This is a genomic window from Epilithonimonas mollis (assembly GCF_900142325.1).
GTDB classification, from domain to species: Bacteria; Bacteroidota; Bacteroidia; order Flavobacteriales; family Weeksellaceae; genus Epilithonimonas; species Epilithonimonas mollis.
In genome coordinates this window covers 915,934-936,703 of sequence record NZ_FRAM01000002.1, presented here as the reverse complement: position 1 = coordinate 936,703, position 20,770 = coordinate 915,934, and the positions used below count along the sequence as shown (strand labels likewise).

Genomic DNA, 20,770 nt, shown 5'->3' with positions numbered 1-20,770 from the left:
ATTTTATATTAAAATTTAATATTTTTGACGTTCTGATTTTGTCGTGAGGTATCTACAAAAATTTTTATCAGCATTCATTTTATTTTCGCTTTTTACAAAAGCGGAAGCGCAAAAATACACCCCAAAAACAATAGACAGCCTGATTGTCAGAACATTCCAACTGGCAGACCGAAACGAGGCACTGAAAATCAGCAGCAAAACTTATAAATTGTCGGACGAAATAGGTTATTATCCGGGGAAAGCAAAGTCCCTGAAAGCTGATATCAATTCTTATCTCGGACTTGGTGAACAGGGAAAAGCCCTTATTACTGCAGAAAAACTCTATGATCTTGCCAATGGAGAAAATGATGATTACCATATAGTTCAGGCTTTGCTTGCCAGAGCTCAGGCTTATGCTTACCTGGGATTTTTTGAAAAAGCAATGAAAATGAATCTGGAGGCAGAAGAGACCTGTAAAAAAATAAAAGATAATGATGATCAAAACAGTTCGCTGGGTCAAGTATATGCCGGTAGAGCAGAGATCAACAATCTACAATATGAGTCTCCTCAAAATACCCTGAAGTATGATTTGCAAAGTCTGGAATATTATAAAAAGGTAAAAAACAGAAAGAAGAGAAATGGCTGGCTGGCCATACAATACTCCAGTCTTGGATATACTTATATCGACCTTGATGACTATAAGCCTGCAATATATTACAGTAGAAAGGCTTATCAGCTTGCAAAGCAGGAGAACGACTCCATCAATCAGGCTTTCGGATTGTATGGACTTGGAAATGCTTATCTTGCTATGAATAATAGTGACAGCTCCATCCATTACTACAAACAGGCATTACCGATATTCGAAAAAGCGAACGACATCTACCGTTTGCAATATATCTATGATGATCTTGCATCTCTCTATGAAAAACTGGGCGATGACAGAATATATTCCTACTATACCAAAAAATCCAGAGAGTTGTCTGACATTATCAGAAAAAAAGAAAGAATAGAAACAGACTCCGCATACACTACGATCATCGAACAGGAAAAGAAAAGCTGGTATCAGAATTTTTATATTTTCATCGGCTGCATTCTCTTTCTTGCGATCCTTTTTTTCTTTTTCACTTTAAAATATTTTAAAAGCTACAGAGAAGAAAAAGAACAAAAAGAAAATATCGAGGATGACCTGATAGAAAAAGAAGAAGAACTGAGCCATCTGGAATTAAAAATAAATGATGCATTTGCAGAACTGCTGGAACTGGCAAAAAATAACGACTCTTCTTTCCTTAGCAGATTCAAGGAGGTTTATCCGTATTTCTATAATAAACTGGTTACAAACTACCCTGAGCTGACGACAGGACAGTTACAATTCTGTGCTCTACTGAAGCTTAATTTCACAACAAAAGAAATTGCACAATACAGCAATATATCTGTAAGAAGTGTGGAAACCAGAAAGAACCGGTTAAGAAAAAAACTCGAAATCCCTTCGGAAGTAGACCTTAATAAATGGATGATGGATCTGTAGTGAATACCATTATTTTACATTTATATTTTGCAAATCAATCCTTTACAAAATTGAAGTAGTTAAGTAGTAGCGGATTTTTTGCGTAAAATGTTTCAAAAGACAATCTTTGTCTCATCAAAAAGAAAATTAAACATCCCCTCGTAACCCTAGATTTTAGAAGCACACAAGATGAAACACATCTGTAAAGATGGCACAGATTATATCAGCCGTATTTTTCTTAATTAATTTCTATCGAACTGCTGATACCAATGCTCTGGTTTTTCCGGAGCTTTTTTATTTTTCTTATTTCAGCATTTTCCATCGCGGAATAACAGCAATCAATCCAATACCGATAAAAAGAAAAAGCACTGTAATATCTGAATACAAGTAAGTACTCAGAAAATAATTATGAAGTCCAAAATGCAGCATCACAAAAACCGGGAAAAGAATAACGCCTGCTTTTCTAAAAAACAATATCATAAGCCAGCTAATCAAAATCATAGTATCTACCCCGAAAGTGTAATAAAAAAAGCCTTCCGGGATGTTGATCAGCTCATGCTGGGAATACTCCTGCAGATCCGTATTGATACTGAGTAAAAGCACCAGCAATATTAACCCGAAAATAAAATAATAATCTTTATTTTTCTTATAGCTTCTGTCAACTGATTTCATGATATAAATGTACAAAAAAAGAGCTTATTTTCACAAGCTCTTTCTAATAGAAATCTATTAACTAACTATATACTAACCGCATTAATAAGACGGTTCTTATCACTGATATACTCTTCCATAGAGATCATACTTTCTGTTCTCATAACATCCTGGATGTCATCTATCTGGTAAATGATTCGCTTTGCATCTTCAGTATTTTTCGCTTTCATTTTACAAAAAATATTATACTTCCCGGAAGTTACACTAGCTTCTACTACATTCGGGATAAGAGCCAACTGTTTTAGAACTTCCTGTGTATGATTTGATTTTGTAAGCAAAATACCGATAAAAGCAGTAAAGTTATAATCCAGCTTGCTGTAATCGATGTTTAGAGAAGATCCAAGAATAATCCCAGCATCTTCCATCTTCTTTACTCTAACGTGGATAGTCCCTGCAGAAACGTCCATTTGCTTAGCGATTTCCGTAAAAGGCATTCTTGTATTTTCTACTAAAAAATCCAGGATTTTTTTGTCGATATCATCTAATTGATAGTTCATTATAATTTTGTTATTTATTTAATATATATGTATTTTTTTTGCAAATTTAAAAAAAATTATTTAAATAAAAACAATTATTAAAAGATTAACACCTTTTAACAAAACTACAATTTCACCATGATAATTATCATTTATTAGGCTTGTTTTTTACAGAATCTATTTTATTAAGCTTTTCTGCAACACTATCAGATTTTATAATTTCTTTCTTTTTAAACAACCCTCGGAAAGAATTAAAACTTTTACTGTAAACCACTCCTACTCCATAGCTTTGATTAGCACCCGCTGTCGTGGTAATGCCTACATTGGAAGGTTTCGAATACGCTCTCAGTAATCTGCTGCCATTATTATTCTTGCTCCAGTCATACTCCACAATTCCTTCCACAGAAAGATAGTTTGCATTGTTGTCGCTTCTGGAAATAGGAACTCCCAGACCAGTTTTAAAGTTAACTCTTGGCGACAAAGCCAGGCTTACATTGGTATTGGCTCTGTCAGAAGTGTTGGAATTGGGATCACCGCTGATGTAATCCAGATTGATCTGGAAAGCACTGCTAATCGTATTAATAACTGAGCCCAGCTGCTTGAAGGCCATATTATAACCCGTATTTTGAATTGATTTTGAAATATTGGCAAAATCCAGTCCGCCCGAATTCGGAACGTTGAAGCTGTTAAGAACCAGAACCGACCCAAACTGTATCGTTTTTTCGTCTTCGGTGCTCATTTTAGAAGCCAGTGTTTCCCTGACCTGGGACGGCGCATCCGGTGCACTGACACCAAAAGTGATTTCCGGCTTTGCTAGGGTATTGGTTATTTTGGTTGTCAGTACTACATTGATGGGCTGCGAAAGAGACATTTGCAGATAATCACCGCCGTTCGTTACTGTTCTGGTGTAATTGGCAGTAATATCCAGATCCGGTGTCATCGGACTTCCGCTCCATTGGATATTACTTCCTCTCGCTATCTGGAACGTCCTGTTAAGTACTGCTTTGGAAACAAATGTACCGTTATCAACAGTATAAGTTCCGTTCATAAGGATATTTCCGCTTCTTTCCATTTTGAATTTCAGATGTCTGGCATCTCCGCGTACAGCGATACTCCCCACATCCTCACCAACCAGGACATTAACCAAAGATCCTTTATCAATCGTCACATCAAAATCAATAAGCATATTAGCTCCGGATTTTTTCTTTTTTTCCACAGAAATTACACCCTCGTTATCACGCTTCAGAAATCTCAGAATCTTGAACTCTTCAACATTGGCGGTCGATGCACTATTGAAGGTAAATGTACTGTTATTAAGAATTCGGAGTCCGTCATTGGGTGTACTTATCGACAACCCGGAAACCGGTCCGTCAACATACAAATCGCCTTGTGCTGTTACCCTTCCCCAAAAAAGATCATTGTCATCCTGATCAGAATTGAGTACCAAAAGATTATCAGCTCTCATGATAAGGTTGATACCCAACGAAGAAAGGGTTTCAAACTGAATGGATCCGGAAACGCTTCCCCTGGAGTTTTCTCTTCCGTCACGGATTCCGATATTGTTTAATATCGCCAGACCTCTGGAAAGATTGATTACCGTATCGTCAAATGAATAATCAACTCCCGTGAACATCAGCTTTAATCCAAAACCTTTCAAAGCTATATCGCCACTGTAATCTATATCATTAGTCGGTCCGGAGATCTTGAGATCACCCGTTGCCTTACCACGGAAATTCCCGAAAATTTCTTTAACAAATTGCTGTGCAAACCCAAGATCAAATTCGTTCATCTTTGCATTAAGATCCATGACCGGCGAAGACGGATTATTATCGATTGTTCCGCTAACATCCAGAGTATTGTGACCTAAAAGATCTGATGACAACGCCTGAATGCTGACATCGAAGACATTGGGTTTTTCACTTTTAGTTATTCTGGTTTCGATATTACCCATTTCTTTCCCGTTCATGAAGATATTCTCAACATCAAGGTCCACAAGCGGCTCCAGGTTATTTCCTGATTTTTTGATCTGAACTGTGCCATTTGCTATACCTTTTATGTCCAGTTCATTATTGTCTTTTCCGAAAGCCAGCAATTTCGAAATATCAAGATTTTTCACTTCTGCATCTGCCGTGAATTGTTTTCCTGATTTGAAATCAGCACTTTTCACAAGCAATTCACTTTGATCCGAAAAAATCTTAAGATTTTCTACAATAATATCTTTTTCATTTCTCCTGTAAGTAATGGAATGGTTCAACTCAGGACTTGTGTCCACACTCCAGGCGACATCATTGAACTTGATTGTCGTAGGCTCGAACCGGAAAACATAATCGCCGGCAGAATTGGTCGACTGGTTAATGTTGACCTTATATTCTTTCATCTGTTTTGCTGCCTCATCGTCCGGACTGCCAAGCTTGAAGTTGGTTCCTATTCTCAGAAGTTGTCCGTTTTCATTATTCGCTGCCAGCTTTACATCCTGTAAAACCTGGTTTCCATATTGTCCTCTTTTGATTGTTGCAGATAACTGCTGGTTAAGATCAGCGGTATTCACTCGCAGCTGGAGACTGTCCACCATAGCACTGTCTTTAACTTTATTCAGATCAGGCTGAAAAGCCGCATCCGTTTCTGCCAGGAACTTTTCCGCTTCGCTCAATTCCCGTTTGCTGGTCATCATGTACTTGATCTTTGCTGCATCTGCATTCAGGATCAGGTCATTGGTTGCTCCAATATAGTTTCCGGAGACTTTGGCACCATCGGGCAATTCAAGATCCGGCATGAAAAACGAAACCAAACCTTGCTTAACATCAAAATCGAAATCGAAATTCTGTCCGTTAAACGTTTTTTTCGGAGGATTGCCTACAAGAATTTTGTTGAGACTGTTCTCGAACATCAACCCGATATTTTCCAGATCAAATTTCCCGGAGAGTTTTCCAACAACAGCACCTGGTGCATCTACAGAAACGATTCTGTTTCCGTTTTCAAAATACGCTTTGATTTTGGAATCCGGGATATGAAGCTTTTGAGCCGGAGAATTCAGAACCAGATTTTTAATACTTGTATCCAGGTTGAGATCATTGAGATTGGTCATCGAGATCTTTCCGTCGATCAATCCGCTCACTGAATTGGTATCGCCGGCTGAAACGCCGAAATACCGAAGATCCAGATATTTGATATCCGCCACAAAATCGGATAATAATCTTTTGGTGCTGAAATCTACAATTCCTTTAAAACTTCCTTTTGCATGAGCATCATCAGCCTTAAGATCACCTGTGAACCTTCTTTTGTTCAGAACACCGTCTATCGATATATTATTAAGGCTTTTGCCCATCAGATCTATATGGGCGACATCAGAAGAAGTTTTGACATACATCGTATTCACATCAAAACCTTCTCCCTGAACATTGAATTTTCCGGATATCAAACCCACTTGTTTATTTTTCGTTAGGGCCGTTACATTGAGATCACTGACTTCAACATAACCCTTATATCGGGGACGTTTTGTACTGTAATCCACCAGGTTGAAATCTTTCATTTTAGCCTGCCCGATGCCTGTGATCAAATTACCGTTGGCAAAAACCTGCTTTGGGTTGACTTTTACGGAACCGTTATATTTCAGCCTTCCAAAATCATCGGCAAAATTACCGAGTTTGGATGAAATGAATTTTGGCAGTGATGCCTTGAGCCCTTTATAAGTAAAATCAGTGGATACATCTTTACTTTCTATGAAGAATTTTCCGTTCAGAACATCAGATATCTTCATTTTTTTGGTGTTGAGATTGATATCCTGCGAGCGGATCACAAAATTATCCAGAACAAAACCATTCAGTGGTCCCGTCATGGTTCCGGAGACATTGATCGGTGTATAATTGTCCCAATTGGTCACAAAATAACTAAGATCATAACCACTGATCTGACTTCCCGGAATCATCTTCAAATCCCAACTTACTTTATTGCCAAAATCAGAAAATTTTGTTTTAGGATCTAGGTTAAGAATGGCTTCTCCCTGCAACAGGGAATGATCTGTATTAAAAGTCAGATTCCCCAACTTCAAATGTTTCTTCGTCAGTTCAAAATTGGTAGAAAAAGTATCTACGGCATGTTCTTTTCCATTTCTTTTTGTAATGAAACTGAAGTTTCTGATATCCGCAAAAACATCAGGACCTTCCACTTTTAAGGATGTGACATTCAGATTGATGTTTCTTGCATCCAGCCATCGTCCGGCTTCGCCCGGACTATTTTCATTCACGATGCTGGCAATCCCGTTGATCATATCGATCTTCATCCCCATCTTGAAAGGCTTTTTCTTCGGATCTCTGGGTTTTCCGTCATCAAAATTATCTACATACCTAACAAAGTTACTGATGCTGTCTCCTCGATAAGTAATGACCCGAATCACCGGGTCAATGATCGTTGCCTGATTGAATTTGATATCCCGTGTGTTGAAGGCCAGTGCAAACCAGTCGGAAGCTACCCGTAATTCCTTCGCTTTCACAAAATCATAGTTTTTATAATCCTTCAGCGTCAGCCCTTTGATAGTGACATCGCCAAAGAAATTGACATCGATATCCTCTATTCTCATCCCCATTTTGAAGTCATTATTCAGCATATCAATGGCCTGATTGGCGATATAACGTTTTGTAACCGGCAGATTGATGACAACAAATACCAACAGCAACAGCCCTAAAACAATATAAGAAACAGTGCTGAGAACCCTCAGAAAAAGCGGCTGTTTTTTCTTGCTGACAGGCTCGTCAATATGAGGTTCTTCGTTATTTGTATTTTTATTTTCTAACTTTGCCATCTATTATGAGTGCATCAATTATTTTAGGTATAGAATCTTCTTGTGACGACACTTCTGCTGCCATTATCAGCGGTAGCAAAATCCTTTCCAATGTGGCTGCTAATCAGGAAATTCACAATGAATATGGTGGTGTTGTCCCAGAGCTGGCTTCCAGAGCACATCAGCAAAACATCATCCCTGTCGTGGAAAAAGCCTTCTCAAAAGCAAATATACAACAAAATGAGATTTGCGCGATTGGCTTTACAAGAGGCCCCGGACTTTTGGGCTCGCTCCTGGTGGGAACCTCTTTTGCGAAATCTCTGGCAATGAGTCTGGACGTTCCGCTGATAGAAGTCAACCATTTACAGGCTCATATCCTTGCGCATTTTATAGATGATGCCAATCCCACACCACCCACTTTTCCGTTTTTATGTCTGACGGTTTCCGGTGGTCACACGATGATCGTTTTGGTGAAAGATTATTTCGAAATGGAAATTATCGGAAGAACCATTGACGATGCAGCAGGCGAAGCTTTTGACAAAATCGGGAAGATATTTGACCTCGATTATCCTGCCGGACCAATTGTGGATAGATTAGCAAAAGAAGCAAATCCGGATGCATTCAAATTCAACAAGCCGAGAATGGAAGGTTATGATTATTCTTTCAGCGGGATCAAAACGTCGGTTTTATATTTTATTCAGAAAGAAGTGAGAAAAAATCCGGATTTTATTAAGGACAATCTGAATGACCTTTGTGCTTCTGTTCAGAAATCAATCATCGAAATCCTGATGGATAAATTAGAAAAAGCTTCGGTAGAACTTAATGTAAAAGATGTTGCGATTGCCGGTGGTGTTTCTGCCAATTCCGGTCTTAGAAAAGCAATGGAAGAAAACCGTGAAAAATTGGGTTGGAACATCTTCATTCCAAAATTCGAATATACCACAGATAATGCTGCGATGATCGCCATGGTAGCAAAACTGAAATATGAGCGCGGTGAGTTTACGGATATCAGGACGACGGCTACTGCGAAGTATGATTTGTAGATTCAGTTTATTTTCATCAATCTAAAATTGCAGTTATGGATATTGAAAAAGCAGAATATATTATTAATTATTTTTCACATCTCCTTAATAGAGAAGAACAAATTGCAATAAAACATACAAATTCCTGTATAATCCGAGGAGATGATTTTGATAAACCTCAAATAAGAAACATCTATTTGAAACACGGCTGGATTACTGAAGACCAAGAGATACTACAACTTTTGCTTAATGGTTATGATAACTTTCAAATCCAAGCAGCAAAAAGAATTTTAGAACAAAATCCCGACAAAGTATTTTTAAATAATTGTCCTGAGTGTGGGAAATTAGCAAGAACACCTTTAGCAAAACAGTGTAGATTTTGTGGACATAATTGGCATTATCAAGTTATTGGGAAATTCAGATTACATTTTTCTACAAAAATTACAAATCGTGGATTATTCCTAAAAGGAGAAATAGTTGAAGGCGAATTATCAATCAATGATAGTTTTATTGATTTAGGATTTGCTGGAATTAATAAAAAAGTTGAAATCAAAAATATAGAGTCTGTTAGAAAAATTGAAAACAACAAACCTATTAATTTAGTTGGGCTTCAAATTAATGAACTTAATGAAGATGAAATCCAGACAATAATAAATTTTGGAAGTACTCTTCATCCAATTAATATTTTTAAAAATCCCAGCATATAATATCCAAACGCTCGTACAAGCCAAATAAATCCTATGAAAATACTCCTCGAAGAAAAAATACTCGAAAAACAAGCCAAAAAAAAATCTAAATATTATTGGATTTTAGAAACCATTACAGGCAAAACTGAAGCTTCGGTAGAGTCAGAAGATTTTGGCCTAATCAGTTCTGATAAAGGTTATCTTCAGGATGTCAAAGAGGAAATTCTTGAAAAAATCAATGCTGAAAATGTATTCAGTTTTGCTTATGAACCGAAAGAAGGCGATTATCTTTCCATCAAAAACAACCTTAGAAAACAGGAATATCTCAATCTGATCTTCATCAACAACACCTGGGTGGAAGAAATCTATATGTGCTCTTTGCGAGAATGTGACACGGATATTTACACGACAATGAAAACCGGCGTTGCGTTCATCAGCGAGAATGAAATTGCGTTTCAAAACATCAGATAATTTCTCCAATCAGCTTACAATAAATCCTTGAATCATTACAAAACTGCGTTGCAGCACTACATAGAGTCCTTGATTTATTTCAATGTACCGAAGAAGTATTACGATGAGCCAGTGATCTGTTACGATGAGGCGGTGAAGCATTACAATGAGCCGATGAAGCATTACGATGGGCCGTTGAAGCATTACAATGAAGTAAATTCACTATCAATCAACAACTTACAATATTTTTCATAGCAAAACTCCAGGGAGGCCTGTTTTCATTTCAGAACTTTGTGAAGCTTTTCAATTCCCAAATTTTTAACCATTGATTTTATAAAGTTTAAAACTTATTTTTGTACAAAATAAAAAGTTATGGCTTCAGGATTCTTTGCAATCTTAGACGATATCGGGGCGCTGATGGACGACATCGCAGTCACCAGCAAACTCGCAACCAAAAAAACAGCCGGAATCCTCGGTGACGACCTTGCCGTGAATGCCGAAAAGGCGACAGGATTTCTTTCTTCACGGGAGATCCCTGTTCTGTGGGCCATTACCAAAGGTTCGTTTGTCAATAAGCTCATCATCCTTCCCGTAGTATTTTTACTCAATTTTTTCTTTCCTGTCGCTATCAAAGTGCTTCTGGTTCTCGGTGGCTTTTATCTGGCTTATGAAGGTGTGGAGAAAATCATCGAATATCTTTTTCACAGGAAAAAAACCAGCGGAGAAGTGATCGCAGAGAGTACTTTGGAAGAGGAAGAGGTCAATTCTGAAAAATCGAAAATAAGCTCGGCCATCAAGACCGATTTTATTCTTTCTCTGGAAATTGTCATCATCGCATTGGGAACCGTCATCGAAAAAGAACATCCGCTTCTGACGCAGATTATTGTCGTATCATTGGTTGCCATTATAGCGACAGTAGGCGTTTATGGTATTGTGGCATTAATTGTAAGAATGGATGACGCCGGTTTTTTCCTGATGAGAAAGTCCGGCAACAAAGGTTTTTTTTCAGGTCTTGGACAGTTATTGGTTAAGGCTTTACCGGTTGTCATTAAAATTTTGGGCGTCGTGGGAACGATTGCTTTGATATTGGTTTCCGGCGGCATTTTTCATCATAACATTGACATGGTTCACCATTGGGTTTCGGACAATGTTCCAGACAGTTGGCCTGAGCAGATTCCACAATTTGCATTGGGAATAGTTTTCGGATTGGCAGTAGTTTTAGTGATGACAATTGTTAGTAAAATTATTTCTACAGTAAAACCTACTAAAAGATAACAATGTAAATCGAACCACAAAAGACACAAAGTTTAAAATTCTTTTGTGACTTTTGTGGTTTAAAATAAATTTCTATGAAACTTTTCTTTGGACAGATTTTCCCTGATTTAATTATCGATTCCGATGAGCAACTTCACATCACGAAAGTTCTCCGAATGCGTGAAGGTGAAGAGATTTTCGTCACCGACGGCAATGGAAACCTGGCAAAAGGCAATCTGGTTTTTGAAGGTAAAAAAGTCTCATTAAATGTTACTGAAGTCAAAGAAAACCTACCTGATTTTTCTCCGAAACTTCATATCGCTATTGCGCCCACAAAAAATATCGACCGCATCGAGTTTTTTCTGGAAAAAGCGGTGGAAATGGGAATCTCAGAAGTCAGTTTTATATGGACAGAAAAAACGGAACGCAAGAATATCAGTATCGAAAAATTGAGAAAACAGGCGATTTCTGCCTCGAAGCAAAGTCATCGGTTTCATTTTCCGAAAGTCAATGATTTGACCAAGTTTTCTGACTTTATGAAAAATCTGGATCCAGAAAATACATTTGTTGCGCATTGTAATGAAAATTTGGAAAGAATTAATTTGAATACGCTTCGAGAACCTCAGCGTGACAATGCCATCAACCATCAACCATCAACCATCAACCAAATTACTTTTCTAATTGGTCCGGAAGGCGACTTTTCTGACAGAGAAATCCAGTTATTAGCAGGTAAAGGCATCAAAGCCGTTTCATTAGGAAATCAAAGATTGCGGACAGAAACTGCGGGAATCTTCGTCGCGGCCTGGAATTATGACAAGATGTTCTGATTCTTAGAGCATATTCACCATAAGAAAAACACCAAGGTTATTCTCATTATATTTTGCAGATCCATAAAAATCGACATTGGCAGCCAATCCGAATGTGAATTCTTTAACTGTCAGTCCCGCTCTTACCCAGATATAGCTTCTGGAATGGAAATCAGAACCTAAATTGTGGCAGTACAATCCCTGGATCTTGGTATAAAGATTTAGTTTTTCATTCACTTTCGGCTTATATTCTGCCAGGGCAAAAACTTCAGCATTTGGATTTTTTGTCATATCAATTCTGGGATTTGCCAGTAAAAAAACTTTAGGATTAACGTAAGTATAAATCAATCCAGCGGAAGGCCGGATCCCATCCACAGGATTGGCGAAAAATCCTGCTTCTGCATTCAAGCCTTTTAGAACGGAGTAGGTCAAATGCCCTTGCAGCATATAATCTCCGATTTTGGACTCGCCCCAATCGGTCTGGAAATTGACAACTGTATAATATCCCAGTTTCGGCACGCTCTGGAATTTTTTATCTGCAACCAACTGGTAAGAAAAACCCCGGCTCCCGACAAGACCTTCCATTATAACAGGTGGATTCTGGACTTTTGGTGGCTCCTGAGCTTTAATAAAATTTGAGATGATCAGAAATAAAATTAAAATCGTAGATTTTTTCTTCATAAATATTGCTTCAAAAAAGGATTGCAATATTAGGCAAAAAAAGTGTTATTTTTTGAGGAAAATTTCCAACCAATTTCTAAAGCTATGAAACCAAAAAATCCAAGCATTTGGGAAACCGAGACTTTTTACAAAAAACGAGACATTGCAATCATCGGTTCTGGATTTACAGGGCTTTGGACTGCAATTTCCATCAAAGAAAAACATCCAGAAAAATCGGTTTTAATTATTGAACGGAATTCTGTTCCAACAGGTGCTTCCACCCGGAATGCCGGTTTTGCCTGCTTCGGAAGCCTGACAGAGATTATTTCGGATGCTGAAAAAATGAGCTGGGAGAAAACTTTGGATCTGGTCAAAATGAGATTCGAAGGTTTGGGTAAGATTCAGAATTATTTTACTAATGAAGAAATTGATTTTAGTTTATGTGGTGGTTATGAAATTCTGAATGATGAATCAGTTTTAGCAAAACTAGATGAAGTTAATGGAAAATTGGCTCCGATTACAAAAACTGAGAATACTTTCAGAACCAGAAATGAGAAAATTAAAGAATTTGGACTGGGAAAATCAGAATTTTTGGTTGAGAACCTTTGCGAAGGAAGTTTACATTCAGGGAAATTACTAACTAAGCTTTTAGAAAAATGCCATGAACTGAAAATTGAATTCTTATTCGGAGCCGAAGTCGAATCCGTTTCAGAAAACAATAATGAAATTGAAATTAAATTTAACGACAATCTAATTCTTAAATCAGAAAAAATAGTCTATTGCACCAATGCTTTCAGTTCAAAATTTTTGAAATCAGAAGAAATCATTCCTGCAAGAGGGCAAATCATTCTGACAGAACCTATCGAAAATCTTAAACTCAGAGGAACTTTTCATTATGATCAAGGCTTTTATTATTTCCGTAATCTGGGAAACAGAATTCTTTTAGGCGGCGCAAGAAACCAGGATTTTGAAACGGAAAAAACGACAGATTTTGAAACGACAGATTTTCTGCAAAATCATTTGGAACAATTCCTGAAAGAAGTTATTTTGCCCAACCAGGATTTCAAAATCGCAATGCGCTGGTCCGGAATTATGGCCATGGGAATGGAAAAAACACCTATTGTAAAACAGATTTCTGAACGACAGTTCTGTGCCGTGCGACTTTCCGGAATGGGTGTTGCGCTGGCACCTAAGATTGGAGAGTTGGTTTGTGAGATGATCGACTAAGACACTTTGACTCGGCCCGGTTTGATATTCCCTAATATTATAAACGCTACATTTTCTGAGCGAAGCCAAAAAACTATGTTTTAGAATTATCTCTTAAATATTTCTCCAGAATCTTATCACCACTTGGAATAGAATTCTTCGCCCAACGGATTTTCATTTGGAGTAATTTTTCTTCAGACAGTTTATAATCGATATCGGATTTCAGAAGTTTTTGTTTGAGTTCATACATGCAGATTGCAGCAGCGACTGACACATTGAAACTTTTTGTAAAACCATACATCGGAATGGCCAAAGTTTCATCCGCAAAATCCAGCAATTCATCCGTTGTTCCCTCCCACTCTGTCCCAAAAACCAAAGCCAAAGGCTCTTGTATTGTATAATCCGGCAGCATTTTCGCATTATTCTCAGCAGAAACCGCTACGATTTTATAGCCACGATTTTTGACTTTTTGCAGAGATTCTATAGTTCTCGGCATTTTCTCGACCTCAACCCAGGTATCTGCGCCTTTTGTGACTTTGAGATTGGGCTCAAAAAAATTCTCTTTTTCCATTGCAATCACTTTATGAAATCCGCAAGCTTCTACTGACCGGACAATTGCCGCAGCATTCCGGAACTGGTAAATATCTTCCATAACCGGTAATACAAAATCGGAGCTTTCTTTGGAATAATGTTCTATTTTGCGGAAACGTTCTTCGGTAAGAAACTGCGTGAGATATTCGTAAATGGATTGAAAATTCAAATTTTTTCGATTTTGGTTAATACAATATGCGATATTGAGAAGATTTTAATGTCGCAAATATTACTTTCTGAGAATTAAAAAAACAAAAAAGAGACTTTTGACAGCCTCTTTTTTTTATATAAATTATTTTTAGTTACCCGCAGCAACCACTGTATTTTTTTGCCAGTTGCTGTGGAATTTGCAATCTTTATATTTATTGTCAATAGAGATAAAAATTGATGGGATCTTGGCATTAACCCATTTTTCCACAATTTCATTTTTCTTTTTGTTAAGTGCCATATCCTTCACCCTTTCGTAGTCTGTTGACAGCTCCAGCTGGTGGGCATCGATCACGTCATTGACCTGAATGATGCTGATCATTTTTCTTTTCTGCTGATCTTCCTGCTGGAATGGTTCTGTGATATCATTCTTTTTGAGACCTGCGATCTGATAAGAAATGGTTGGATCAAGATTCAGTTTTTCCAGTTTATCAGACCCATCCTGATTGTTGGTCATGATCCCGGCACTGAACTTATTGCTTTTATCATCAGAATATTTAAAAGCCGCATCTTTAAAGCTGATTTTTTTATCAATAATCATCGTTCTGATATTTTCCAGCTCTTTTTTCGCAGATGCAATTTCTTCTGCATTTGGCGTGCTTTTTATAAGAATGTGTCTGGCGTCATACTTTTTTCCGCTTCTTTTTACCAGCTGAATCAGGTGAAAACCAAACTCAGATTCTACAGGATCAGAAATCTCACCTTCCTGAAGGTTGAGTGCGGCTGCTTCAAAAGGCTTCACCATCTGTCCCATATTGATATTTTTGTAAATACCTCCCAAAGCCGCAGATCCTTCGTCCTCAGAATATATCCTTGCAAGATTCTCGAAGCTGTCCCCGTTTTTGATATCCTGCTTTATCTTATTGAGCTTTTCTATGATCTCTTTTCTGTGATCTTCGGAAATCTTTGGATAGATACTGATTTTTGATAAAGCCACTTCATCCTTAACATTCGGAAGCTGGAATCTGAACTGATTGTAGAAATCGGTCACTTCATTTGGTGTTACATCGGATTTTTCGGTAATCCTTGCATACTTTTGCTGGCCGTAATAGTTATCAGCATCGATCTTCTCGATAGCGGTCTTCATCTCATACGATGTTCGGAACTTATAGGCTGCCAACATAGCTTTTTCATCAGGAAACTGCCCCAGGATCTGGTTGTATTTATTACCAGCCATTTCCTTGATTGCTGCACTTCTGTTTTCGATCAATGTATCTTTTTTGGCTTCATAGATAAGCAACTTATTATTCAGGATACTTTCCATAAAATCACATTTATCACTGACATTCGCGCCCTGCTGCTTAGCATAGTTGGCCTGATCTTCGATATCAGATTCCAGAATGATCTCGTCCCCGATTACCGCTGCAATTCCATCTATCAACTGACCTTTTTGTAATTGCGCCGATACTTTTCCGTTCAGAAGAAAAATCATTGCCGAGACTAGAAAAAGATATTTCGTGTATTTTGACATTATTTTTAGATATTAACCTGCAAAATTAGAATTATCAGCCAATTTTGCTCAATTTTAAATTATAATTATTTCTTAAAGTTTTTATTCAGTTCCGCCATAAAAGCCGGTTGAATTTCCACTCTCGTTTTTGCTCTTTGGTTGGCAATTGTTTTTTGTAATAACCGTTCTGTTACGGCATCGGTCATATCATCCTTCGCTTCTTCCAGTGTCATCTGCTGTTCCGGCAAGAGATCATCTATCGCAACGATCACATCGCGGTCACCGATTTTAGTAAGGAAAACACCTTTTTTGAAAGGAACGTTATGCTTTTTGAAGATATCAGCAGTTTCCTGAATCTTGCCTTGTTCGAAATGAACCAGGACCTGATTCTTGTCGTTGACCTGATTTTTATATTTTTCCTTAAGAGCTTCCCATTTTTTCGGGTCTTTAACTTCTTTCTCGATTTCTTTAACCAGTTTCGGATCAGAGATTACAACCGCTCTGGATTCTGCCCGCTTTTCCCAGACAAACTTGGCTTTATTCTCATTGTAATACTCTGTATAAAGCTGAGGATTGTTTTTCACTTCATCTTTGAGATATTCGGAAAAGATATATTCAGAGTACAGATTTTTTCTAAGCTCATCCAATTCCGGCTTCACATCAGGAAGATCCTGGAAATTTTTCGCATACACACCAATGATATACTGATTTGCCTGATAATTCAGAAGGTCTGACCATTGAGAAGTCGGGATCAGCTCCAGATTTTTATATTGAGATTCGATCGCTTTTTTAAGGTCTTCGTATGTTACAGAATTTTTGCCGTAAGAGAACAATACTGCTTTCGGATTTTTAGGATTCAGGAAATTCTGATAAGACCTTTTGATTTCAGTAAAGTCATTAGTTTCCGAGAATTTTTGCTGCGTTTTCAGCCAGCTGACTAACTTTGATGTCGCTTCTTCACCATAGCTGGTTGCCAACATCTCCTTCTGGAAAAATCTTCTATTCTCATCTGTAAGCTCATAAGGTTCAAGATTATAAATATTGAAAATAAAATATTTATCATTGAACAAAATCGGCTCTTTTGTATAATAATCCTTTTTCTGACCCTTCAGCGCACTGTAAACTTCATCCGGCAAAATCGGTGATCCCATCACAGCACCACCTGAGTTTTTCTCGTCATCAGTTGCACCAAATTCTTTTACCACAGTCTGGAATTTTTTCCCCGATTCCAATTCTTTATAGATCTTAGCTTTTGTAGCTTCATAATTGTTATCTTTTGGAATGGTCAATACGCCAAAAACCATATAGCCGAGGCTTGGTCTTGTATTGACAACTTTTGCGAATGCAACCACATTTGGTTTATCTATAAACGGCGTATAAGAATTAACCGGTATGTTTTTTACCTGCTGATACAGTTCATAATCCAGCATTCCTGGTTTTACATAAAATGCTTTACCTGCTTCTGGGCTTCCGTTTTTTGCAAGAAAATCCTCCATCTTCATTTTTCCGGCTTTCACTTCGTTATAAAGAGCTTTGTAATCGGTTTTATCATCCGATTTTTTTTCTTTGATAAAAAGCAAAATCTGAATTTCGGTTTTGTTGGACTTGACAAAATCCTGAATCATCGGGTCAATGATAGTTTTCGGATAGAATTTTTGCTCTCTGACTTCGGACAACTTCTGGTTAAAAGAATTAACAAAGAAATTGAGCGTATCTGCTTTCTTTTCTCTTGCCAGCTGTTGCAGCAGCATGAATTCCACTGTAGCATTAACAGATTTTTCCGGACCGGTTTGTTCCAGTCCATATTTATTGTCACGGATATAATCTTTTACGGAGATGCTGTCTTTGCCAATAATCAGGTATTGAGAAAAAGCATTTTGAGAAGCAAAAGCCAACAAAAGCGGGAAAAAAATTTTCTTCATTCTGTATAATAATAATTTATAACACTGTTTTGAGTAATAAATTCTGATAAGGTTAAATTTTATATTGCAGATTCAAAAGAAGTCAGTTCACGGAACTGCATGATTCTCTCGCTCAGCTCTTGCTTTGTAACTTCCTGGATTCTTTCTGTCCCGAATTTTTCTACTGTAAAAGACGCCATCGCACTTCCAACGATAATAGCTGTTTTCATGCTTTCGAAACTAAAATCACCTTTTTTTGTTAGATATGACGCAAATCCTCCTGCAAAAGTATCGCCAGCTCCGGTTGGATCAAATACTTCTTCCAAAGGCAACGCCGGAATTGCAAATACTTTTCCTTCGTGGAATAATAGTGCACCGTGCTCTCCTTTTTTGATAATGACAAACTTAGGACCCATCTCGTGGATTTTCTTAGCTGCCTTTACCAAAGAATATTCTCCGGACAGCTGTCTCGCCTCCTCATCATTAATGGTAATCACGTCTGTTTTTGCAATCACCTTCATCAGGTTATCCCATGCGATATCCATCCAGAAATTCATAGTATCAAGAATAACCAATTTCGGCTGGGATTTCATTCTTTCCAAAACAGAAAGCTGAACAACCGGATCAAGATTTCCCAGCAACAAAACTTCAGAATCGGCAGCCTGTTCAGGAACTTTTGGATCAAAATCTGCCAGAACATTCAGTTCAGTCACCAGCGTATCACGGGAGTTCAGGTCGTTGTGGTATTTTCCGCTCCAGAAAAAAGTTTTACCATCCTTCACCATTTCGACACCATCCACATTGATATTTTTAGAAGTCATCATATCCAGATATTCCTGAGGAAAATCGCCGCCAATAACAGAAACCAAACTTACTTCAGTTTCCAGAGCTGAAGCTGCCAATCCAATAAAAGTTGCTGCTCCGCCAAGAATCTTATCTGTTTTTCCAAAAGGTGTTTCGATGGCATCGAATGCTACTGTTCCTACTGCTAATAATTTCATATTTTAAGCTTTTATGCCGGATATCCGATAATGGATATCCGAAGTTTTTTTATTTATAATTAATTTTTTTCTTAAATACTGATTTTTTCTTTTTTTACTTTTTCCATTCAAAAGAATCTATCATATGAAGCAAATCTTTTTTGACATAATCCACAGCCGGGCCTAATGAATCAGGACGAGGGCGAGAGTTGAAATATAGATTTCCGGTTACAAAATGTTTTGTACTGTCTGTTACAAAAAACTGGATGTTCGACGCAGTCTGTCCCTTAAGCTCATAAAAATTGCCATAGACTTTTTTCTCAGGATACTGGAAAAATTTGGTGTCTATAGAACTGGCTTTGATGGTGTGTTCATAAACCATTTTTTCCACTTCTCTTACGTGGAGCTGAAAATCATTTTTTATAGGAAAATAAGTAATGAAAACTTTGGCTTTCATCTTTGGGTAGTTGATATAATACCAGCACCTTTCCTTAGCATTTTCTACTCTGGAAAAATCTGAATAATCAAAAGCATAGTCGCAAGGGGAATCGAATCTCAGGTATTTGGGATTCGGATATTCCAGACGCAGTTCTCCTTTGGGCTTGGGAACAGGTTCTTTGGCACAGGAAAACAATGTCAGTCCAATAAAAATTCTGAACAGATTTTTTAACATCCGGCAAAAATAACAATTAGAATTGATACAGAGAATTTTGATTCCCAAATTTTTGTTAAGAATGATTGATTTACAGAGAAATGTGTGGTTGAAATCTTTATGATTAATAATTTCTCGATGATTTGGAGATTTTGTTATTTTTAATTGTTCATTGGAAAAAAGTCTTCTACTCCGCTCAGACTCACAATGGTTTATTATTGAGAATAGTATCAGAGATGTCACACTGAGCAGAGACGAAGTGTATTTATAAAGATAATATTTGAAATTGAATTGCACGCAGCCCGGCTTGAGCGGAAATCCTTTTTACGCAGCGTAGCGGAGTGAAAAGATTGCGAGCCCTTCGACAAGCTCAGGATAAACTACAGGCGGATTAAGCTGCCCAAACCAAACGAAGTGGTTCGACATAGTCAAATTTTATTAATTAATTTTAAAATGCGTTAAAATTGAAGTCGAATCTCATAAAATTAAAATATTTGTAACCTTTTTCATGTTCTCATCGTATAATATAATGCAACCTAATAGAATGAGGTTTTTATAATGAGACAATTAAAAATTACAAAACAGGTTACCAACAGGGAAACCGCATCACTGGACAAGTATCTGCAAGAGATTGGAAAAGTTGAATTGATTACCGCCGATGAGGAGGTAGATTTGGCTCAGAGAATCCGTGCCGGAGACAGAGCTGCTCTTGAAAAACTGATCAAAGCCAACTTACGTTTCGTGGTTTCGGTTTCTAAACAGTATCAGAATCAGGGACTTTCTCTTCCGGATCTAATCAATGAAGGAAATCTTGGTCTGATGAAAGCGGCGAAAAGATATGATGAAACGAGAGGTTTCAAATTCATTTCTTATGCTGTTTGGTGGATTCGTCAATCGATTTTGCAGGCTTTGGCTGAGCAGTCGAGAATTGTAAGATTACCTTTGAATAAGATTGGTTCTATCAACAAAATCAACAAAGCTTATGCTCACTTGGAGCAAGAGAACGAAAGACCGCCTTCTCCGGAAGAATTGGCAGAAGTTCTGGATATGAGCGAGGAAGACATCAAAGAATCTATGAAAAACAGTGGTCGTCACCTATCGATGGATGCACCGCTTGTGGAAGGTGAAGATTCTAACCTTTATGACGTGTTACGTTCCGGAGAATCGCCAAGTCCGGATAAAGATCTGATGCTTGAATCTCTTCAAATTGAGATTGAAAGAGCCTTGAATACCCTCACACCAAGAGAAGCGGATCTTGTAAGATTATATTTCGGTCTGAACGGGAAACATCCTATGACATTGGAAGAAATTGGTGAAACCTTCGATTTAACAAGAGAAAGAGTTCGTCAGATCAAGGAAAAAGCGATCAAAAGGCTGAAACATAATTCCAGAAGTAAGATTCTGAAATCTTATCTTGGTAAATAAGATTTTTGATTATAAATTAGAAGCAGGTTTTTT

17 protein-coding genes are annotated in these 20,770 nt (G+C 37.6%); 8 read left to right on the top strand and 9 right to left on the bottom strand.

What is annotated here, in order from left to right; translation table 11 throughout:
• The first annotated feature begins 43 nt into the window (after positions 1 to 43).
• Complete coding sequence (locus BUA97_RS11820; RefSeq protein ID WP_072998292.1) at positions 44 to 1,504, top strand: transcriptional regulator; 1,461 nt, start codon at positions 44 to 46, stop codon at positions 1,502 to 1,504.
• Positions 1,505 to 1,786: 282 nt separating this feature from the next.
• On the opposite strand, the gene BUA97_RS11815 is transcribed toward BUA97_RS11820, so the two are convergent.
• From BUA97_RS11815 to BUA97_RS11805, 3 genes are all read right to left on the bottom strand, one after another.
• Positions 1,787 to 2,155 carry a hypothetical protein gene (locus BUA97_RS11815; protein ID WP_072998290.1) on the bottom strand — a complete coding sequence of 123 codons (369 nt, stop codon included), beginning with the start codon at positions 2,153 to 2,155 and terminating at the stop codon, positions 1,787 to 1,789.
• A gap of 65 nt (positions 2,156 to 2,220) precedes the next feature.
• Complete coding sequence (locus BUA97_RS11810) at positions 2,221 to 2,691, bottom strand: Lrp/AsnC family transcriptional regulator (RefSeq protein ID WP_072998288.1); 471 nt, start codon at positions 2,689 to 2,691, stop codon at positions 2,221 to 2,223.
• Positions 2,692 to 2,818: 127 nt separating this feature from the next.
• Positions 2,819 to 7,468: a translocation/assembly module TamB domain-containing protein gene (locus BUA97_RS11805; protein ID WP_072998286.1), complete on the bottom strand. Its 4,650-nt coding sequence runs from the start codon at positions 7,466 to 7,468 to the stop codon at positions 2,819 to 2,821.
• A 5-nt stretch (positions 7,469 to 7,473) separates the two neighbouring features.
• Between BUA97_RS11805 and tsaD the strand changes: the two genes are divergently transcribed.
• The 5 genes from tsaD (at position 7,474) to BUA97_RS11780 (ending at position 11,686) form a co-directional block, all read left to right on the top strand.
• On the top strand, positions 7,474 to 8,490 hold the full coding sequence (tsaD, locus tag BUA97_RS11800; protein WP_072998284.1) for a tRNA (adenosine(37)-N6)-threonylcarbamoyltransferase complex transferase subunit TsaD: 1,017 nt from the start codon (positions 7,474 to 7,476) through the stop codon (positions 8,488 to 8,490).
• A 35-nt stretch (positions 8,491 to 8,525) separates the two neighbouring features.
• Positions 8,526 to 9,176: a hypothetical protein gene (locus BUA97_RS17160; RefSeq protein ID WP_072998281.1), complete on the top strand. Its 651-nt coding sequence runs from the start codon at positions 8,526 to 8,528 to the stop codon at positions 9,174 to 9,176.
• A 33-nt stretch (positions 9,177 to 9,209) separates the two neighbouring features.
• Entirely contained in the window at positions 9,210 to 9,626 is a 417-nt protein-coding gene (locus BUA97_RS11790) for a hypothetical protein (RefSeq protein ID WP_072998279.1), read from the top strand.
• A 351-nt stretch (positions 9,627 to 9,977) separates the two neighbouring features.
• Positions 9,978 to 10,880 (top strand): DUF808 domain-containing protein, encoded by a 903-nt coding sequence (locus BUA97_RS11785; protein ID WP_072998277.1) that lies wholly within the window; start codon positions 9,978 to 9,980, stop codon positions 10,878 to 10,880.
• A 74-nt stretch (positions 10,881 to 10,954) separates the two neighbouring features.
• Positions 10,955 to 11,686, top strand: coding sequence for an RsmE family RNA methyltransferase (locus tag BUA97_RS11780; RefSeq protein WP_072998274.1), 732 nt, complete (start codon positions 10,955 to 10,957; stop codon positions 11,684 to 11,686).
• A 3-nt stretch (positions 11,687 to 11,689) separates the two neighbouring features.
• On the opposite strand, the gene BUA97_RS11775 is transcribed toward BUA97_RS11780, so the two are convergent.
• A complete protein-coding gene (locus BUA97_RS11775) occupies positions 11,690 to 12,346 on the bottom strand; it encodes a hypothetical protein (protein WP_072998272.1) in 657 nt (218 codons plus the stop codon).
• Between the two features lie 84 nt (positions 12,347 to 12,430).
• Here BUA97_RS11775 and BUA97_RS11770 point away from each other — a divergent pair, with 84 nt between their 5' ends.
• A complete protein-coding gene (locus BUA97_RS11770; protein ID WP_072998270.1) occupies positions 12,431 to 13,552 on the top strand; it encodes an NAD(P)/FAD-dependent oxidoreductase in 1,122 nt (373 codons plus the stop codon).
• 73 nt (positions 13,553 to 13,625) lie between these two features.
• On the opposite strand, the gene BUA97_RS11765 is transcribed toward BUA97_RS11770, so the two are convergent.
• The 5 genes from BUA97_RS11765 to gldD all read right to left on the bottom strand — a co-directional run bounded on the left by BUA97_RS11765 (position 13,626) and on the right by gldD (position 19,333).
• Positions 13,626 to 14,291, bottom strand: coding sequence for a TrmH family RNA methyltransferase (locus BUA97_RS11765; protein WP_245795889.1), 666 nt, complete (start codon positions 14,289 to 14,291; stop codon positions 13,626 to 13,628).
• A 129-nt stretch (positions 14,292 to 14,420) separates the two neighbouring features.
• Positions 14,421 to 15,800, bottom strand: coding sequence for a peptidylprolyl isomerase (locus BUA97_RS11760; RefSeq protein ID WP_072998265.1), 1,380 nt, complete (start codon positions 15,798 to 15,800; stop codon positions 14,421 to 14,423).
• Between the two features lie 65 nt (positions 15,801 to 15,865).
• Positions 15,866 to 17,701 (bottom strand): peptidylprolyl isomerase, encoded by a 1,836-nt coding sequence (locus BUA97_RS11755; protein ID WP_072998262.1) that lies wholly within the window; start codon positions 17,699 to 17,701, stop codon positions 15,866 to 15,868.
• A 59-nt stretch (positions 17,702 to 17,760) separates the two neighbouring features.
• Positions 17,761 to 18,681 carry a PfkB family carbohydrate kinase gene (locus BUA97_RS11750; RefSeq protein ID WP_072998259.1) on the bottom strand — a complete coding sequence of 307 codons (921 nt, stop codon included), beginning with the start codon at positions 18,679 to 18,681 and terminating at the stop codon, positions 17,761 to 17,763.
• A 94-nt stretch (positions 18,682 to 18,775) separates the two neighbouring features.
• Complete coding sequence (gldD, locus tag BUA97_RS11745; RefSeq protein ID WP_072998257.1) at positions 18,776 to 19,333, bottom strand: gliding motility lipoprotein GldD; 558 nt, start codon at positions 19,331 to 19,333, stop codon at positions 18,776 to 18,778.
• Between the two features lie 537 nt (positions 19,334 to 19,870).
• Here gldD and BUA97_RS11740 point away from each other — a divergent pair.
• On the top strand, positions 19,871 to 20,737 hold the full coding sequence (locus BUA97_RS11740) for a sigma-70 family RNA polymerase sigma factor (protein ID WP_072998255.1): 867 nt from the start codon (positions 19,871 to 19,873) through the stop codon (positions 20,735 to 20,737).
• Positions 20,738 to 20,770: the final 33 nt, after the last annotated feature.

What these genes read in the sequence shown, in the direction of transcription:
- BUA97_RS17160 (WP_072998281.1), top strand. Translation starts at nt 8,526, where the DNA reads ATGGATATTGAAAAAGCAGAATATATTATTAATTATTTTTCACATCTC.
- tsaD (WP_072998284.1), top strand. Translation starts at nt 7,474, where the DNA reads ATGAGTGCATCAATTATTTTAGGTATAGAATCTTCTTGTGACGACACT.
- BUA97_RS11780 (WP_072998274.1), top strand. Translation starts at nt 10,955, where the DNA reads ATGAAACTTTTCTTTGGACAGATTTTCCCTGATTTAATTATCGATTCC.
- BUA97_RS11815 (WP_072998290.1), bottom strand. Translation starts at nt 2,155, where the DNA reads ATGAAATCAGTTGACAGAAGCTATAAGAAAAATAAAGATTATTATTTT.
- BUA97_RS11750 (WP_072998259.1), bottom strand. Translation starts at nt 18,681, where the DNA reads ATGAAATTATTAGCAGTAGGAACAGTAGCATTCGATGCCATCGAAACA.
- gldD (WP_072998257.1), bottom strand. Translation starts at nt 19,333, where the DNA reads ATGTTAAAAAATCTGTTCAGAATTTTTATTGGACTGACATTGTTTTCC.
- BUA97_RS11775 (WP_072998272.1), bottom strand. Translation starts at nt 12,346, where the DNA reads ATGAAGAAAAAATCTACGATTTTAATTTTATTTCTGATCATCTCAAAT.
- BUA97_RS11740 (WP_072998255.1), top strand. Translation starts at nt 19,871, where the DNA reads ATGAGACAATTAAAAATTACAAAACAGGTTACCAACAGGGAAACCGCA.
- BUA97_RS11810 (WP_072998288.1), bottom strand. Translation starts at nt 2,691, where the DNA reads ATGAACTATCAATTAGATGATATCGACAAAAAAATCCTGGATTTTTTA.
- BUA97_RS11790 (WP_072998279.1), top strand. Translation starts at nt 9,210, where the DNA reads ATGAAAATACTCCTCGAAGAAAAAATACTCGAAAAACAAGCCAAAAAA.
- BUA97_RS11770 (WP_072998270.1), top strand. Translation starts at nt 12,431, where the DNA reads ATGAAACCAAAAAATCCAAGCATTTGGGAAACCGAGACTTTTTACAAA.
- BUA97_RS11760 (WP_072998265.1), bottom strand. Translation starts at nt 15,800, where the DNA reads ATGTCAAAATACACGAAATATCTTTTTCTAGTCTCGGCAATGATTTTT.
- BUA97_RS11805 (WP_072998286.1), bottom strand. Translation starts at nt 7,468, where the DNA reads ATGGCAAAGTTAGAAAATAAAAATACAAATAACGAAGAACCTCATATT.
- BUA97_RS11755 (WP_072998262.1), bottom strand. Translation starts at nt 17,701, where the DNA reads ATGAAGAAAATTTTTTTCCCGCTTTTGTTGGCTTTTGCTTCTCAAAAT.
- BUA97_RS11785 (WP_072998277.1), top strand. Translation starts at nt 9,978, where the DNA reads ATGGCTTCAGGATTCTTTGCAATCTTAGACGATATCGGGGCGCTGATG.